The sequence below is a fragment of the Flagellimonas onchidii genome (assembly GCF_004804315.1).
In the GTDB taxonomy this organism is placed as follows: domain Bacteria; phylum Bacteroidota; class Bacteroidia; order Flavobacteriales; family Flavobacteriaceae; genus Flagellimonas; species Flagellimonas onchidii.
On sequence record NZ_SRXX01000008.1, the window covers coordinates 72,600 to 87,359 of the forward strand.

At 40.3% G+C, this 14,760-nt stretch carries 15 protein-coding genes and 1 tRNA gene; 9 read left to right on the forward strand and 7 right to left on the reverse strand.

Going from position 1 to position 14,760, the window contains the following annotated elements:
• The first annotated feature begins 10 nt into the window (after window positions 1-10).
• Window positions 11-3,799: a reprolysin-like metallopeptidase gene (locus tag E4661_RS10135; RefSeq protein WP_136466933.1), complete on the forward strand. Its 3,789-nt coding sequence runs from the start codon at window positions 11-13 to the stop codon at window positions 3,797-3,799.
• Window positions 3,796-4,479: a hypothetical protein gene (locus E4661_RS10140; RefSeq protein ID WP_136466935.1), complete on the forward strand. Its 684-nt coding sequence runs from the start codon at window positions 3,796-3,798 to the stop codon at window positions 4,477-4,479. Before E4661_RS10135 ends, E4661_RS10140 begins: the two co-directional genes overlap by 4 nt.
• 2 nt (window positions 4,480-4,481) lie before the next feature.
• Here the strand turns inward: E4661_RS10140 and pth are convergent, their stop codons facing one another.
• From pth to E4661_RS10155, 3 genes are all read right to left on the reverse strand, one after another.
• Entirely contained in the window at window positions 4,482-5,114 is a 633-nt protein-coding gene (gene pth, locus E4661_RS10145; protein WP_136466937.1) for an aminoacyl-tRNA hydrolase, read from the reverse strand.
• 91 nt (window positions 5,115-5,205) lie between these two features.
• Window positions 5,206-5,853 carry a 50S ribosomal protein L25/general stress protein Ctc gene (locus tag E4661_RS10150; RefSeq protein WP_136466939.1) on the reverse strand — a complete coding sequence of 216 codons (648 nt, stop codon included), beginning with the start codon at window positions 5,851-5,853 and terminating at the stop codon, window positions 5,206-5,208.
• 19 nt (window positions 5,854-5,872) lie between these two features.
• The gene (locus tag E4661_RS10155) at window positions 5,873-6,814 is read right to left on the reverse strand and encodes a ribose-phosphate pyrophosphokinase (RefSeq protein WP_136466941.1); all 942 of its coding nucleotides are present in this window, start codon (window positions 6,812-6,814) and stop codon (window positions 5,873-5,875) included.
• Window positions 6,815-6,978: 164 nt separating this feature from the next.
• Here E4661_RS10155 and E4661_RS10160 point away from each other — a divergent pair.
• Together E4661_RS10160 and E4661_RS10165 are read left to right on the forward strand one after the other, a co-directional pair.
• A tRNA-Leu gene (locus E4661_RS10160) sits at window positions 6,979-7,060 on the forward strand.
• Window positions 7,061-7,311: 251 nt separating this feature from the next.
• Entirely contained in the window at window positions 7,312-8,724 is a 1,413-nt protein-coding gene (locus E4661_RS10165) for an alkaline phosphatase PhoX (protein ID WP_136466943.1), read from the forward strand.
• Here E4661_RS10165 and folE read toward each other — a convergent pair.
• Together folE and E4661_RS10175 are read right to left on the reverse strand one after the other, a co-directional pair.
• Complete coding sequence (folE, locus tag E4661_RS10170; protein WP_136466945.1) at window positions 8,721-9,395, reverse strand: GTP cyclohydrolase I FolE; 675 nt, start codon at window positions 9,393-9,395, stop codon at window positions 8,721-8,723. The two genes, E4661_RS10165 and folE, sit on opposite strands and share 4 nt — an antisense overlap.
• Window positions 9,396-9,423: 28 nt before the next feature.
• Window positions 9,424-9,831: a MerC domain-containing protein gene (locus tag E4661_RS10175; protein WP_136466947.1), complete on the reverse strand. Its 408-nt coding sequence runs from the start codon at window positions 9,829-9,831 to the stop codon at window positions 9,424-9,426.
• Window positions 9,832-9,955: 124 nt separating this feature from the next.
• On the opposite strand from E4661_RS10175, the gene E4661_RS10180 reads away from it, so the two are divergent.
• From E4661_RS10180 to E4661_RS10200, 5 genes are read left to right on the forward strand one after another with little or no spacing between them, the layout of a single operon-like run.
• Window positions 9,956-10,582, forward strand: coding sequence for an ABC transporter ATP-binding protein (locus tag E4661_RS10180; protein ID WP_136466949.1), 627 nt, complete (start codon window positions 9,956-9,958; stop codon window positions 10,580-10,582).
• Window positions 10,579-11,784: an ABC transporter permease gene (locus E4661_RS10185; protein ID WP_136466951.1), complete on the forward strand. Its 1,206-nt coding sequence runs from the start codon at window positions 10,579-10,581 to the stop codon at window positions 11,782-11,784. The genes E4661_RS10180 and E4661_RS10185 overlap by 4 nt, the downstream gene beginning before the upstream one ends.
• The gene (locus tag E4661_RS19410) at window positions 11,777-12,217 is read left to right on the forward strand and encodes a hypothetical protein (protein WP_136466953.1); all 441 of its coding nucleotides are present in this window, start codon (window positions 11,777-11,779) and stop codon (window positions 12,215-12,217) included. The genes E4661_RS10185 and E4661_RS19410 overlap by 8 nt, the downstream gene beginning before the upstream one ends.
• A gap of 26 nt (window positions 12,218-12,243) precedes the next feature.
• On the forward strand, window positions 12,244-12,648 hold the full coding sequence (locus tag E4661_RS10195; RefSeq protein WP_136466955.1) for a hypothetical protein: 405 nt from the start codon (window positions 12,244-12,246) through the stop codon (window positions 12,646-12,648).
• Window positions 12,645-13,079 carry a Fur family transcriptional regulator gene (locus tag E4661_RS10200; RefSeq protein ID WP_136466957.1) on the forward strand — a complete coding sequence of 145 codons (435 nt, stop codon included), beginning with the start codon at window positions 12,645-12,647 and terminating at the stop codon, window positions 13,077-13,079. The genes E4661_RS10195 and E4661_RS10200 overlap by 4 nt, the downstream gene beginning before the upstream one ends.
• Window positions 13,080-13,168: 89 nt before the next feature.
• Here the strand turns inward: E4661_RS10200 and E4661_RS10205 are convergent, their stop codons facing one another.
• Window positions 13,169-14,071, reverse strand: a complete 903-nt coding sequence (locus E4661_RS10205; protein WP_205728941.1) for a slipin family protein — start codon at window positions 14,069-14,071, stop codon at window positions 13,169-13,171.
• A complete protein-coding gene (locus tag E4661_RS10210) occupies window positions 14,061-14,429 on the reverse strand; it encodes a GntR family transcriptional regulator (RefSeq protein WP_136466961.1) in 369 nt (122 codons plus the stop codon). The genes E4661_RS10205 and E4661_RS10210 overlap by 11 nt, the downstream gene beginning before the upstream one ends.
• Between the last annotated feature and the right edge of the window lie 331 nt (window positions 14,430-14,760).

Consider the following 14,760-nt stretch of genomic DNA (forward strand, 5'->3'; position numbering starts at 1 on the left):
CCCAATGTGTATGAAAGCTAAATTACACCTTGTTTCTTCAATAACCATATTTTTTACGTGCTTTTGTGCATATGCACAACAAGGGTATTGGGAACCCATTCCTAAAAAATCCAAATTCAAGAGTGCGTCAATAAGGGATATGGGCAAGGCAAAAGGAGTCTTTTCTCTTAATGATGCCCTTTTTTCAGAACAACTGAAGCGCTCAAATACATCCAAAAGTGGTGCACAAACCACTTATCTTCCTAATGAGACTGGGAAGATGGTTCCATTTGCCTTAAAGGAAACACCCGTGTTGAATCCCGAACTGGCAAGGAAATATCCGAGCATAAAATCATATTCAGGAACAAGTTTGGATGGTGAATATAAGGTTAAGCTCAGTAGCTCGCACAAGGGGTTGCAAAGTATGATTGTGAACCGGTTAAACCATGAAACTACTTTTATGGAACCTTTGTCCAATAAAAAAGGGGCTTATGTGGTATATCAAAAAGGCAGAAAAGATGCTTTTGAGTGTAAGACTGAAAGCTTGAAACAAAACCTTGAAAAGAAACTAAATCAAAGTGTGCAAAAGACCATTGTTCCTTTAGTAGGTGATCAGTTATTACGAAAATTCCGAATTGCGGTCTCTACGACCGGAGAGTATACTGATTTTCATGGAGGTGCCGTGGCAGATGCTTTAGCCGCTATTAATGCCACATTAACAAGGGTAAATCAGGTTTTTGAAACAGACTTGGGAGTCACCTTGGAGTTGGTGGCAAACAATGATGAGATAATTTTCACAAATGCCGAGACCGATCCCTACAATGGCAACTTAAATGCCCAAGTACAAAGTACGCTTACTTCAACAATAGGAGAGGAGAACTATGATGTTGGGCACCTTTTTAACAAGGTTGAAGATTCATCCCAAAATAACGGGAACGCCGGATTTATTGGCTCCGTATGCGTGGATAATAGAAAGGGTAGTGCATTTTCTTCGGCCTCAGAGCCAGAAGGAGATGTTTTTGATATAGATTTTGTCTCTCACGAACTTGGGCATCAATTTGGTGCCAATCATACATGGTCCTTCGAATCTGAAGGAACTGGTGTACAGGCGGAACCAGCTAGCGGAACAACCATAATGGGGTATGCGGGGATTGTTCCTGGTAATAATGTTGCTCCAAATGGGAGTGATTATTTCCATTATCACAGTATTTTGCAGATATCAAACTATTTACAAACAGTTTCTTGCGCTCAGACCACAGCACTTACTAATGTGCCTCCCGTTATTACTCCCATGGGAGATTATATTATTCCAAGAGGTACGGCATTTGTGCTGGAAGGTTCGGCTAGCGATAGTGATGTTTCAGATGTGCTTTCATATACTTGGGAGCAGATTGATAACGGAGTGGTGACTACAACTAATTTTGGTCCGGACAACCCCAGTGGAGCCAATTTTAGATCACTGCCTCCCAGCGCTGATACTTCAAGATATTTTCCTAGACTGTCGAGGGTTTTGGAAGGGAGTCTTACCCAGACATCGCCTGAAACCAATGAAGCTTGGGAAACAGTTTCCAACGTAGAGCGCAATATGCAATTCGCACTAACTGTTAGAGACAATGCTTCCGGAGGGGGACAGGTAGTTTCAGATGTGTTGGATGTACAGATTATTAAATCGGCAGGACCTTTTACAGTAACTTCTCAAGCTTCAAATGAAACGTATGAGGCGGGATCCATTCAACAGGTGACTTGGGATGTGGCACAAACCAATATTCTGCCTATTGATGCAAAGACGGTAGATGTTTTCTTGTCTTTGGATGGTGGAGTTACTTTTCCTATTACACTTGCAGATGATACCTTGAACGATGGAAGTGAGGATATTCTGTTGCCTGGTGACGCAACAAGCAATGCCAGAATAATGGTCAAGGCCAGCGACAATGTTTTTTTTGCTGTAAATGCCGCGGACTTTACTATTCAAGAATCGCAAATGGTGCTGAGTTTCCAAGAGCTATCATATCAAGTATGCCAACCGAACAATTTGGTAATCCCGTTTACATATAACACGTTTACAGGTTTTGGTGAAACTTCGACCTTTTCTGTTTCCGGATTGCCCGCTGGAGTTACGGAATCCTTTTCGCCTACTCAGGCAAGTGCCGATGAGACGGCTGTTGATTTGACCCTTTCGAATACTGCTGCTGCTACCCCAGGTTCATACGCTATTACTGTTACCGCGACATCAGCATCGATAACCAAAAATATTCCTTTGACCCTTGTTATAAATGATGGAAGCTTCTTAGATGTTGTGTTGTCATCTCCCATAGACTCGGAAGCTAACACTGCAATAAACCCTTTCTTTCAATGGGAGAATAATGACTTGTACTCAAATTATGATTTGGAAATCGCTACGGATGTGGGTTTTGCCAATATTGTGGAGTCAACTTCAGGTCCTTTTAATTTTTATCAGAGCGCTAGTTTATTACCGGAGACCGAATATTTTTGGCGGGTTAGGCCAAGCAATAATTGTGGGAGCGGAACTTTTGGAGCCCCATTCAGCTTCACCACCAATCAGTCTGATTGCAAAAACTTAAACCCAAATGGATTACCTCTAGAAATACCATCTATTGGCACTCCAACCGAAAGGTCATCGGTCCACATTTTTGAAGATTTAAAAGTTTTTGATGTAAATGTGAGTATAGAGTTGACCCATACATTTTTAGAAGATTTGATTATTGATTTGATTTCACCTTCTGGAACAAGGGTGGCATTGATTTCCAGAGCTTGTGGGGATGAAAACAACATCAATGCTGTATTTGATGACGATGGTAGCACCATAACTTGTTCCGGTAATCCAGCAATTTCAGGCACGGTTGCTCCACTAGGGTCATTATCTTCTCTAAATGGTGAATCCACACTTGGTGAATGGGTTTTGGAGATTAGAGATACTGCATCCAATGATGGAGGCTCTTTAGTGGCCTTTTCACTAGAAATCTGCGCTGAGGGGGCCTTTAGACCAGATGATGATGAAGATGGTGTTTTTGATGATGGTGATGATCTTTGTTTGGGAACACCTAAAGGTGTTGAAGTTGACACCAATGGTTGTCCTGTAAATAGGTTTCCTTCGGATAATTTTACCCTCCAAATCCAGAGTGAAAGCTGTAGAAACAACAATGATGGCTCGGTGATTATTACGGCTGTGGACAATACTATAAATTATAACGCTGTTTTAACCGGTCCGGCAACAGACAATGTTGAATTCACTGACACGCATACCTTTCAGAACTTAGGAGCTGGGAATTATACCCTTTGCATAACAGGAACCCTTGATGCCATTGAATACAAGGAAGTATGTTTTGATTTGGTGATTTCTGAACCAGAGTCGTTATCCACGTTTGCTACGGTTCAAGGGAGCTCGTTAAATCTATCGTTAAATGGGGGGGCTTTTTATAATATTGAACTCAATGGATTGGTAACACAGACATTGGATTCTGAAATTCAACTGGAGCTAAAAGAAGGACTTAACACGCTTAAGGTATCCACCAATTTACCTTGCCAAGGAACGTATGAAGATACATTCTTCATTTCTTCTAAATCAATTCTATATAGAGATGCGGTAGATGCCCATAAAAGAAAAGTCTTTCTTAATGGCTTTGCTGGGAATTTGGATGTGCAGGTATTTTCATCGAATGGACAATTGGTGTTGAAAACTAAAAAGCAGGTAAATGGGAATGATCTTGAATTGGATTTTTCAGGATTCCAAACTGGGGTTTACTATATGCGTATTCACGGAACAGGTTTAAAAGAGGAGTTTAAATTGATCAAGGAATGAAGCGGTTTTTTTTATGTTTAGGAATATTGGGACTTGTATGTTCGTGTGGAAGTGATGACCCTCCTCCAGCGCCTGTAGGTGCCAATTTGGTTTTTCCTGACCAAAACTCGGAATGCACAACAGGAACTAGTGTAAGCGAAACGCTTAGCCAAGTTACTTTTAGTTGGCAGGCTTCTGCAAATACTGATAGCTACACGTTAAATGCGGTCAACCTTGATACCAATGTGCCTCAAACTATTTCCACAGCGGCGACTTCTGCAAGCCTGTCCATTGCCAAGGGAGCACCATATTCGTGGTCAGTTACCTCTCGGAACACAAGATCGGATCAAGTGGCCTCAAGCGAAACATGGTTGTTCTATAATGCAGGTTCCCAAACAACGTATGCTCCTTTTTCGGCACAATTGGTAAGTCCGGTTTCTGGGTCAACGGTTCAAAAAAGTCTGGAAAACGAGGTGGTCTTAATGTGGCAAGGGGCAGATGTAGAGAATGATATTACAGCGTATGAAGTTTTCTTCTCCACGGAAACCAATCCAACTACACCAGTGGGAACCACTGCTTCTGGAGTGATGGAATTAAACGTAGGGGTTACATCTGGAACGGTGTATTATTGGAAAGTTGTTACCACCGATTCCCGAGGGAACAGCTCTGATTCTGGGGTTTTTGAATTTAGGGTATTTTAAGGTTAAGAGCCGTTAAATTGGTTCATGGTATTTTTAACGCCTGAAAAGATAAAGGAACGGATTAAATCTGTCGATTTTTGTAGCCCTTCTGAAAGCGCTTTTATCTCATCCTCGTTCCATTGACCAAGGACGTAATCTACCTGCCTTCCCTTGTTGAAATCAGCTCCAACACCGAATCTAAACCTGTTGTATTGTGTGGTTTGCAAAGTGTTTTGCACATCTTTTAAGCCATTATGGCCTCCATCACTACCTTTAGTTTTTAAGCGTAATGTGCCAAAGGGCAAATTGATATCATCGGTAATGATCAATACATTTTCCAAAGGGATTTTCTCTTTTTCCATCCAGTATTTTACCGCTTTACCGCTTAAGTTCATATAGGTAGAAGGTTTAAGGCAAAGGATACTTCTTCCTTTGTGCTTAAAAGAAGCTACTGAACCTAATTTTGCACTTTCAAAGGAAAAATCCTCTTCGCCTGAAAGAAATTCCAATACTTTAAACCCAATATTATGCCTAGTTTCTTCGTACTCACTTCCAATATTTCCAAGTCCGACAATAAGAAATTTTTTCATGCTATCTGTTTCTTGTAATAATGGTTGCGATTTTCCAAAAAGTAGTGTTTTGATGAGTTGGAGCATGGAGTATTTCCGTTTGTCCAAAAATACAAAAGCATCCCAAACTCCATGTAATCATAAAGTTGGGATGCTTAAATGATATGTTTCAGAGAAACTACTCGGTAGCTTCAGCTGCCGGAGCTGCATCCGCACCTTCTGCTGCTGCGGTTCCTTCTGCACCTTCTTCAGTTTCTTCTTCTTCCTCATCATCAACCGAAGTTCTAGAGGCTTTAACCTGAACTACAGCTGTGCTATTTGGGTGAAGAATGGTATAATCGTCATTCAAAAGTGTTTCCACAGCGATGGTACCACCGATTCGTAGTTTTGAAATGTCTACGGTGATAAAATCAGGTAACAAATCTGGAAGTGCCTTAACGGAAAGTTTTCTTTTTCTGAAAAGTAAACGACCACCGTTTCTAACACCTGGAGAGTTACCCTCCAAGCGGACAGGAATATTCATGGTTACAGGCTTGTCCTTGAACAACTGGTAAAAATCAATATGCAAAATTTTATCCGTCACTGGGTGAAACTGGATGTCTTGCAATACCGCTTCAAACTTTTGGCCGTCTTCCAACTCAATCACAGCAGTGTGTGCGTTTGGGGTGTACACCAAATTTTTGAATGCTAGTTCATCAGCTGAAAAGTGCAATGGCTTATCCCCTCCGTACATCACGCAAGGAACCTTTCCAGCATTACGTAAGGCCTTGGTAGAAACCTTGCCCACGCTTTCTCTTTGAGATCCTTTGATAGTAATTGACTTCATTGTAATATATAAAATTGATTTACATTAAAAATTTTGATGATATAGAAGTATTATGGTGTACCCTATGCATAACATCGGCAAAAAGATCAGCACAGCCTAATACTTTTATCTTCTTTTGATCCTCGGCAACCGGAATGGAATCCGTTACAATTAGCTCTGTCAGTTTTGATTTTTCAATGCGTTCATGCGCACTTCCAGATAACAGGCCATGGGTTGTAATTGCTCTTACACTCTTTGCTCCGCGTTCCATCATCAAATCGGCGGCTTTGGTCAAAGTGCCGGCAGTATCAACCATATCATCGACCAATACCACATTTTTGCCTTTTACCTCACCAATCAACTCCATATGCGAAATCACATTCGCCTTAGCGCGTTGCTTGTAACAAATGACCACGTCACTTTCCAATGCCTTGGAATAAGCATATGCTCTTTTAGACCCACCCATATCAGGTGATGCTATGCAAAGGTTATCTAGATTTAACTTTTTTAGATATGGTAAAAACAGAGTGGAGGCAAAAAGATGATCCACTGGCTTTTCAAAGAAACCCTGGATTTGATCCGCGTGCAAATCCATGGTAATGATTCTGGTGGCTCCCGCGGTTTCCAGCATTTTTGCCACTAATTTGGCCGCAATGGGAACTCGAGGTTTATCCTTTCTATCTTGCCTGGCCCACCCAAAATAGGGCATTACCGCTGTTATGTGCCTTGCAGAAGCTCTTTTGGCGGCATCCAGCATCAGCAGCATCTCCATTAAATTTTCAGGACCGGGATTGGTGGAACCTATGATAAAAATACGGGCCCCTCTTATGGATTCTTCAAAAGAAGGTTGGAATTCACCATCACTATATCTAGAAAAATGTACCTTTCCAAGGCTTGCACCATAGGAGGAAGCAATTTTCTCACCAAGGGCGGTACTCTGGGTGCATGCAAAAAGTTTTGGTTCTGGAACTTGGTACGCCATTGTAATCTGTTGTCGACTAGATTATTAAATCTTCTTTTTTTCAAAAGAGGTGCAAATTTAAAAATTAATTCGGGTTGCTAAAGGATTAATCAAGGTATTTTTGGTGGTAAACAAAATAATTTTTTAGCTTTGCAGTCCCATTTCAAAAAGGGAGTACAAATTTAGCCTTGGTGGCGGAATTGGTAGACGCGCTGGATTCAAAATCCAGTTCTTTCGGGAGTGTGGGTTCGATTCCCACCCAAGGTACTTCAAATAAAAGGTCGAGATTTAAATCTCGACCTTTTTTGTTTGATAGCAACCCGATCAAATTTCTTCGTAATGAAAAGAAAGTGGATCTATTATTGTGTTTGGGAAAGGTTATCAAAACGTTTTAAAATCGACAATGGGCTAACTTTTATATTTCAATAAATAACTTTGTGGGAAAGAGTTCATTATTGGAAATTCTTTTTCACCAATTAACGATGATTTGATCCAAAGCATAAAATCTCACATTTACCATGGATGACAACCAAAAAGATTATACCCGAAGACATTTTATAAAACAATCAACGCTTACCTCGCTAGCATTGATATCATTGGTCAATTGCACAAATAAGAAAAAGAAGGAAGCAGAAACCGAAGTCGATGATGCGGGCAGCCTTGATTTAGAGCTAGACCCTAAAGGATATCTGGATCTACCGGAAGGGTTTTCATATAAGGTTATCTCCAAATCTGGCGAGAAAATGTCAGACGGCTTGTTGGTTCCGGGGAGACCTGATGGTATGGGAACTTTTCTTGATGAAACGGAGAAGGTTGTCATTATTAGAAACCATGAGAATGGCGCCACAACATTGGAACATAGTCCGTTTGGACCAAGTAATGAGTTAATGTCAGAAGTGGATTTGGATAAACTCTATGACTCAGGGAGCGGAACCAATCCCGGGTTAGGTGGTACCACTACGTTGATTTACGATGAGGAGATAGAAGCAGTTACAGAGCAATATTTAAGTTTGGCGGGTACTTACAGGAATTGCGCAGGTGGAGTATCACCTTGGGGAACTTGGATTACCTGCGAGGAAGATGTCACCAAAGCCGATGGTAAACAGATTCTCGAAGATCATGGTTATGTATTTGAGGTGCCCATGAGTGCTAGAGAAATGGTGGAACCAGTCCCAATTAAGGCCTTGGGACGCTTTAACCATGAAGCGGTGGCCGTTGACCCTGATTCAGGTTGTGTTTATCTTACTGAGGATAGACACGATGGACTTATATATCGGTTTATTCCCAATGAGAAAGAAAACCTTTTGGCAGGGGGATTGTTACAAGCATTGGCCATTCGTGATAAAAATAGTCTGGACACCAGAAACTGGGAAGCACCAATTGTACCGAGAAATGTAGCTATGGAAGTGTTCTGGATAGATTTGGATGATGTGGAAGCACCGGAAGACGATTTGAGATATAGAGGATTTGAAGCCGGGGCAGCTCGTTTTGCTCGAGGTGAAGGAATCTGGATGGGAGATGGCGAACTCTTTTTTGCGTGTACGAATGGAGGACCTGAGAACTTTGGTCAGGTTTTCAAGTATAAATTATCCCCTAAAGAAGGTAAGGAGAATGAAAATGAGGAACCAGCTATGCTGGAACTTTATGCGGAATCCAATGACAAAACCGTGTTGCATATGTGTGACAATCTTACCATTGCACCATGGGGAGATGTTTTACTATGTGAGGATAATGGCGAGCTGAACCACATCAGAGGAATTGATAAAGATGGAAATATTTATACCTTGGCTTGTAACAAAAGCTCCAAATCTGAACTTACAGGACTGGTCTTTTCTCCTTCAGGTAAAACCCTTTTTGTAAATGTTCAAGAGAATGGCGATACCGTAGCTATTACGGGTCCATGGGAAAGGTTTAATAAATCAAGCGTTTAGAGGCTTCTGCGTTTTGGGCTATCAGAAACCATAGAGAGAAATTCGTTGCGATAAAGAGAATCTTCAAAAATGCCGCCATATTCCATGGTGGTAGTGGTACTGTTCTTATCTTTTATTCCACGGGAGGAAACGCAAAGATGTTCGGCATTGACCACAACGATTACATCTTCGGTGCCTAAGGTTTGCTGTAAATCCTTCATGATTTGCAAACAGAGACGTTCCTGAACTTGTGGACGATGGGAGTAATAATCCACCAATCTGTTTATTTTGGATAGCCCTACAACCTTCCCATTCGGAATATACCCGATATGTGCTTTTCCAACAATAGGAAGAAAATGGTGCTCACATGAGGAATCGATGGTAATATTTTTTTCCACTAACATTTTCCGATAGCCATATTTATTGCTGAAAGTTGATATTTTAGGTCGATTTTTAGGATTTAGGCCATAGAAAAGTTCCTTTACATACATTTTGGCCACCCGATAAGGAGTACCAGAAAGGCTGTCATCGGTAAGATCTAATCCCAAAGCTTCCATGATTTTCTGAAAATGGTATTGAATGGTTTCAATCTTTTCATGATCATTACGGTCAAAGGCATCGGAACGCAATGGTGTTTCTAGGGATGTAGGTAAATGTTGATCACCTATAGTTTCAATTTTTTCAAGATCCATTAAAATAGTTTAGGAATTTAAGAGGCAATTAATCTTCAGTACAACAGGTTTCCTGTGCACAGTTACAATATTTACGATTGTATAAATGAAAAAATATCAAACCCAAAGTCGGCACATAGACCACTTCTTCCATCAAGGGGATTAGTGAAAACTTCTCATTCAACACCACAAAAGCCAAGAGTATCCAACTTATCCAAAGAGCACGTCCAACCCATTGCTTGGTTGTATTTTTATTCGACCAAACAATGGCGAAGAAGGAAATAACAAGAAAAACCAAATCTAACATACCCCACCAATGTGGTTTTGATTCTCCGACGGATACGACACCGGCTTGAACAACAAAAAGAAAGGGAGTGGCCAAACAATGAGCTAGGCAGAGAGAACTTGCAGTTGCCCCGATAATATCAGATTTTGAAGTAAGGTGGATAGATTTCATGTTTTAATGCGATTTAGCTATAAACACTGTGCTTTTGTATTTTGAGGGACAAAAATAGTTCAAATTTTTAAATGCAACTAAGTTGCATTTGTAATTATTTTTATTTTTGTTGAAACTATTCGATTTGATCAAGACAGACACATTACAATTTTCCTATACAAATGGACCGGAGTTTACTTTTCCGGATATCAATTTAAAATCTGGAGAACACCTTTTAATACTAGGCCCATCCGGCATTGGTAAAACCACGTTGTTGCATGTATTGGCCGGGCTGATTCCCGCAACAAAGGGTTCAATTTCTATTGCAGGAACAAATTTGGGCTCTTTGAGTCGAAGAGCTATGGATAGATTCAGGGGCAGTTACATTGGGTTGATATTTCAACAATATCACTTTATTAGGTCCCTTACGGTATATGAAAACCTTACCCTTCGACAAAGTTTTCCAAAAAAAATAGTAGATAAAGTCCGTGCAGAAGAACTTGCCCAGCGGTTGGGGCTTTTGGACAACCTCAATAAGAAAGTAACGCACTTGAGCCAGGGACAGCAACAACGGCTCTCCATTGCTTTAGGCCTAATTCATAAACCGGATGTTGTTTTTGCTGATGAACCTACTTCCAACCTTGACGATACCAATTGTTCGAAAGTGATAGAATTATTAAAAGAAGAAGCGGAACGCAGCAAAAGTAGTTTGGTGATCATTACCCATGACCATAGGATAAAGTCCCACTTTGAAAATCAGTTGACACTATGAGTTTAGGATTTCTTGCGTTTCGAAATATGGTATCCAAGCCACTCAATCTACTTTTGAGCCTTTTGCTTTTGGTTCTGAGTGTGTCCTTGGTCACTTTTGTATTGCAGCTCAGTAAGCAGTTAGGAAGTCAGTTGGACAAAAACATAGCCCCTTTTGATATGGTGGTCGGGGCAAAGGGGAGCCCATTGCAATTGGTGCTGTCTTCAGTCTTGCATGTGGATGTGCCCACAGGAAATATTCTCATGGAGGAGGCTGAGTTTTTAAATAAGAGTCCCTTTATCGAAGCAGCTATTCCAGTCTCCTATGGTGATAACTATAAAGGATATCGAATTCTAGGGACGGAACATGCTTATTTAGATAAATATCAAGCGGTACTTTCAGAAGGGAATTTGTTCACAAAGCCCTTTGAGGTTGTTGTGGGAGGCATCGTAGCACAAAAGTTGGGTTTGAAGGTAGGGGATACCTTTGTCAGTTCCCATGGCTTGGCCTCAACGAGCATAGAGGCACATGAAGATCATCCTTTTGTTGTAAAAGGATTGCTGAAACCTACAGGAACAGTTATTGATAGATTACTGATTACCAATTTGGAAAGTATATGGGAGGCCCATGAACATGGAGATGAGCATGAAGAAGAACATGAAAAAGAACATGAGGAAGAACGCGAAGTCACTTCAGTTCTGGTCAAGTTCAAGAACCCATTGGGGATGGTGCAATTGCCTAGGTTCATTAATGAAAATACCAGCATGCAAGCCGCTATGCCAGGATTTGAAATACAACGGTTAATGGGATTGCTGGGTTCTGGAGTCAAGACGATTAATGGTATTGCCCTTGCTATTCTTTTGGTTTCTGGATTGAGCATTTTTATCAGCTTGTTAAAAACCATAAGAGAACGAAGGCAGGAACTAGCTTTGTTGAGAACCTATGGTCTTCGAACTTCACAGCTGTTATGGTTGGTATTTTTGGAAGGCTTGTTTTTGACCCTTACTGGATTTTTTATGGGCTGGTTACTGGGGCGACTGGGCATATGGGCAGCTTCCTATTTTACCCAAGCTTCTTATGGTTATGGCTTACAACTGTTTGGTCCTGATTTGTCTGAGTTGATTTTATTGGGTGTAGCTTTGCTCATTACCATATTGGCGACGCTGTTGGCTTCTACCTCTATTTTTAAATTGAACATTTCGAAAACACTTTCAGATGCGTAACAAAATATTATTTCAGCTTGTTTTGGTCTTCGTGGTACATGGATTAACCGCACAGATTCAGATGACATGGGAGGACTTTGCTGATGTTAAATTTGAGCCTAAGTATAATGCGACCTATGATGTTAATTTTTTGATGCCTACTTTTGGGAAGGAAATTAAATCATACCGTGGTCAAGAAGTTCAAATAAAAGGCTACTTTTTGGACATTTCAGGAAGCGGAGAGGTATTTTTGGTTTCGGCAAATCCGATGGCTTCTTGCTTTTTTTGTGGGGCAGCCGGACCAGAAACTATAATAGAGGTGGATTTTAAGGAAAAACCTCCCTTTAGAACAGACCAAATTGTGGTTGTCACCGGTGTACTTGAATTGAATGCCAACAATGTAGACCGTTGCAATTATATTTTAAATGAAGCAACAGGGCGATTGATTGAGTGAAAACTTATAGTTTATTTTTTTGTGTGATGATAAGTTGGTTTGGAAAGGAAGTCCATGCGCAGAAAATCTTGGAATGGTCCGACTTTACAAAAGGTATTTCGTGGGAGTCAGAAACTGATTTTGCAATATTTAGGGAAGCGATTTTTTCACCTGAACTGATGGATTTAGAAGGTAAAGAGGTTATTGTTACGGGTTATTTTTTGGTGTTGGACGGAACCCAATCAATCTATATGTTATCAAAAAACCCTATGGCTTCCTGTTTTTTTTGTGGGAATGGAGGCCCTGAAACGATAATTGAGCTAGAATTTACTGAAAAGCCATCTTTTAAAATGGATGACCTACTTTCGGTAAGTGGAACTCTTCGTCTTAATCGGAACAATCCCAATCATTGCTATTATCGTATTGAAGAAGCAGAAGCCTTAGGCCTATGAAAAAAGCAGAAAAACAAATAGTAAAAATTGTTGACCAAAGCTCACAGGAACTGTTGGAAGGCAAAGGGCTTAAAAAGACAAAGTTGCGCATGGAGCTTATGCAGCACTTCAAAAACGCTAGGCATGCACAATCTTATGGCGATTTGAAAAAAGTGTTGGTGGAGCCTGCGGATAAATCTACATTATACCGTAACCTTTCCATATTTGAAGAAGTAGGTTTAATTCATAGTATCAACGACCATACAGGAACTGCCAAATACGCTCTTGGAGCTTCTCCATCTTCAGGTCATGAGCATGCCCATTTTGTTTGCGAAAATTGTGAGAATGTCTATTGCGTAAAGGGTATGCCCGAACTTCAATTGGAAGTCCCAACAGGATTTAGGTCAAAAAATATACACACTATTATAAGGGGCATTTGTGCCAATTGTTAACTACCCTGTATGGGTTATCAAATGGGCTAAAAGATTTAAAAGAAAAATTATTAGGAGCCAGAACATAGAGCTATCTCAAGCTATTTCTTTTATGATTTCGGTTCAATGGGTTCATTTGCCTTGGATAATGAAACAAGACCCCCCATAGCTCCCAAGTTCATTGAGTCCAATGCTGAGCTTGGTACAATCACCATAGACCCCTTTTCTTTTAAGCCCTCAAACAACATGTTCATACCGCGGAGATGGAGAGCCACTGGGTTTTCGCTGTACTGCTCGCTTGCTTCCGAAAATTTGTGCGCTATCTCGGTTTCCGCAGTTCCAAGAATTACCCTGGCCCTTCGTTCACGCTCTGCTTGGGCCTCTTTACTCATAGCGTCGGCTAGCGCTTGGGGAATAATAATATCCTTTATACCAACATTTTGGCAGGTAATTCCCCAAGGATCGGTATTATGATCTAATACTTTTTGTAGATCTTCGGCGATTTTGTCCCTATCCTGAAGTATATCTGCCAACTCATGTTTTCCTATAATATCCCTAAGTCCTGTTTGCGCAATGTAAAAAATGGCTTTTTCATACTCTTGTACTTCCAGAGCGGCCTTCTCGACATCCCAAACAGTCCAATAGACGACTGCATCCACGTTTACAGGAACAGTATCCCTGGTCAAAGTTTGTTCGGCTTTAAAATCGGTGACCCGAACGCGTTGGTCAATATATTTGTCTATTTGATCAATTACAGGTATGATGAAGAAAATTCCAGGACCTCTTAAACCTTTGAACCTTCCCATTCTCAGAACCACAGCTTTTTCCCATTGATCTGCAATGTGGATTGACTTGGCTACAAATAGAAAAAGCAAAAACAAGATAGCTGTTATTGTAAAATCTATTATATCAAAATAATATAGCCCGGCACATATGGCCAGCCCTGAAACTATAATGGCTGCGGAAATGGGATTCCCGATTCTTTTGTTAGAAGCTTTCATCTTAATTCTCATTTTTAAGTTGATTAATTATATCGTCTATTGAAAATCCGTAACTAAATGCAATGGAGGAAAATTCATTACAAATCTCCTTTAGCTTATTTTTCTTCTCCTCGTTTGATATTTTAATTTTTGTTTGACTGATAAATGTTCCCGTACCCTGCTGTGTCTCTAGAATATCTTGAATTTCCAATTCTTTATAGGCTTTTGCAACCGTGTTTAGGTTAACTTTTAAGTCTACGGCCAAAGACCTTACTGTAGGCAATTGTTCCCCGGTTTTGAGTTTTCCGAAAGCAATGCCAAACTTTATCTGATCGATAATTTGTCGATAAAAGGGAATGCCGGTTTTTGGGTCTAGTTTAAAATCGATCATTGTTTTAATGTACTATACATATAGTACAAATATACAATTATTTTCTAAACAAGCATTTCCGCATTTATTCTTTGGTGCTTCACATCATTTTTGATGTATTTTTTGGAAAGATGCCTTTCAAGGTTTCTGATAATAAGAATGCATCATAATAGGCTTGTAATCAACTACTTTGAGGTGCTTTGGCGAATGTTGTGTATTGCCAAAACCAAAAAATCCTTTAAAATGTTAAAAAGCTTCCATCGCTTATCCGATGTTTCACAACAAATGATCGATGAAATACAACATATATTCCTTTTAACGAATCGTAGTGGATATGTTTGAATATTCCCAC

Excerpts from the sequence above, each read along its gene's own strand:
- E4661_RS10135 (WP_136466933.1), top strand. The coding sequence starts at position 11 with ATGAAAGCTAAATTACACCTTGTTTCTTCAATAACCATATTTTTTACG.
- E4661_RS10140 (WP_136466935.1), top strand. The coding sequence starts at position 3,796 with ATGAAGCGGTTTTTTTTATGTTTAGGAATATTGGGACTTGTATGTTCG.
- pth (WP_136466937.1), bottom strand. The coding sequence starts at position 5,114 with ATGCTCCAACTCATCAAAACACTACTTTTTGGAAAATCGCAACCATTA.
- E4661_RS10150 (WP_136466939.1), bottom strand. The coding sequence starts at position 5,853 with ATGAAGTCAATTACTATCAAAGGATCTCAAAGAGAAAGCGTGGGCAAG.
- E4661_RS10155 (WP_136466941.1), bottom strand. The coding sequence starts at position 6,814 with ATGGCGTACCAAGTTCCAGAACCAAAACTTTTTGCATGCACCCAGAGT.
- E4661_RS10165 (WP_136466943.1), top strand. The coding sequence starts at position 7,312 with ATGGATGACAACCAAAAAGATTATACCCGAAGACATTTTATAAAACAA.
- folE (WP_136466945.1), bottom strand. The coding sequence starts at position 9,395 with ATGGATCTTGAAAAAATTGAAACTATAGGTGATCAACATTTACCTACA.
- E4661_RS10175 (WP_136466947.1), bottom strand. The coding sequence starts at position 9,831 with ATGAAATCTATCCACCTTACTTCAAAATCTGATATTATCGGGGCAACT.
- E4661_RS10185 (WP_136466951.1), top strand. The coding sequence starts at position 10,579 with ATGAGTTTAGGATTTCTTGCGTTTCGAAATATGGTATCCAAGCCACTC.
- E4661_RS19410 (WP_136466953.1), top strand. The coding sequence starts at position 11,777 with ATGCGTAACAAAATATTATTTCAGCTTGTTTTGGTCTTCGTGGTACAT.
- E4661_RS10195 (WP_136466955.1), top strand. The coding sequence starts at position 12,244 with ATGATAAGTTGGTTTGGAAAGGAAGTCCATGCGCAGAAAATCTTGGAA.
- E4661_RS10200 (WP_136466957.1), top strand. The coding sequence starts at position 12,645 with ATGAAAAAAGCAGAAAAACAAATAGTAAAAATTGTTGACCAAAGCTCA.
- E4661_RS10205 (WP_205728941.1), bottom strand. The coding sequence starts at position 14,071 with ATGAGAATTAAGATGAAAGCTTCTAACAAAAGAATCGGGAATCCCATT.
- E4661_RS10210 (WP_136466961.1), bottom strand. The coding sequence starts at position 14,429 with ATGATCGATTTTAAACTAGACCCAAAAACCGGCATTCCCTTTTATCGA.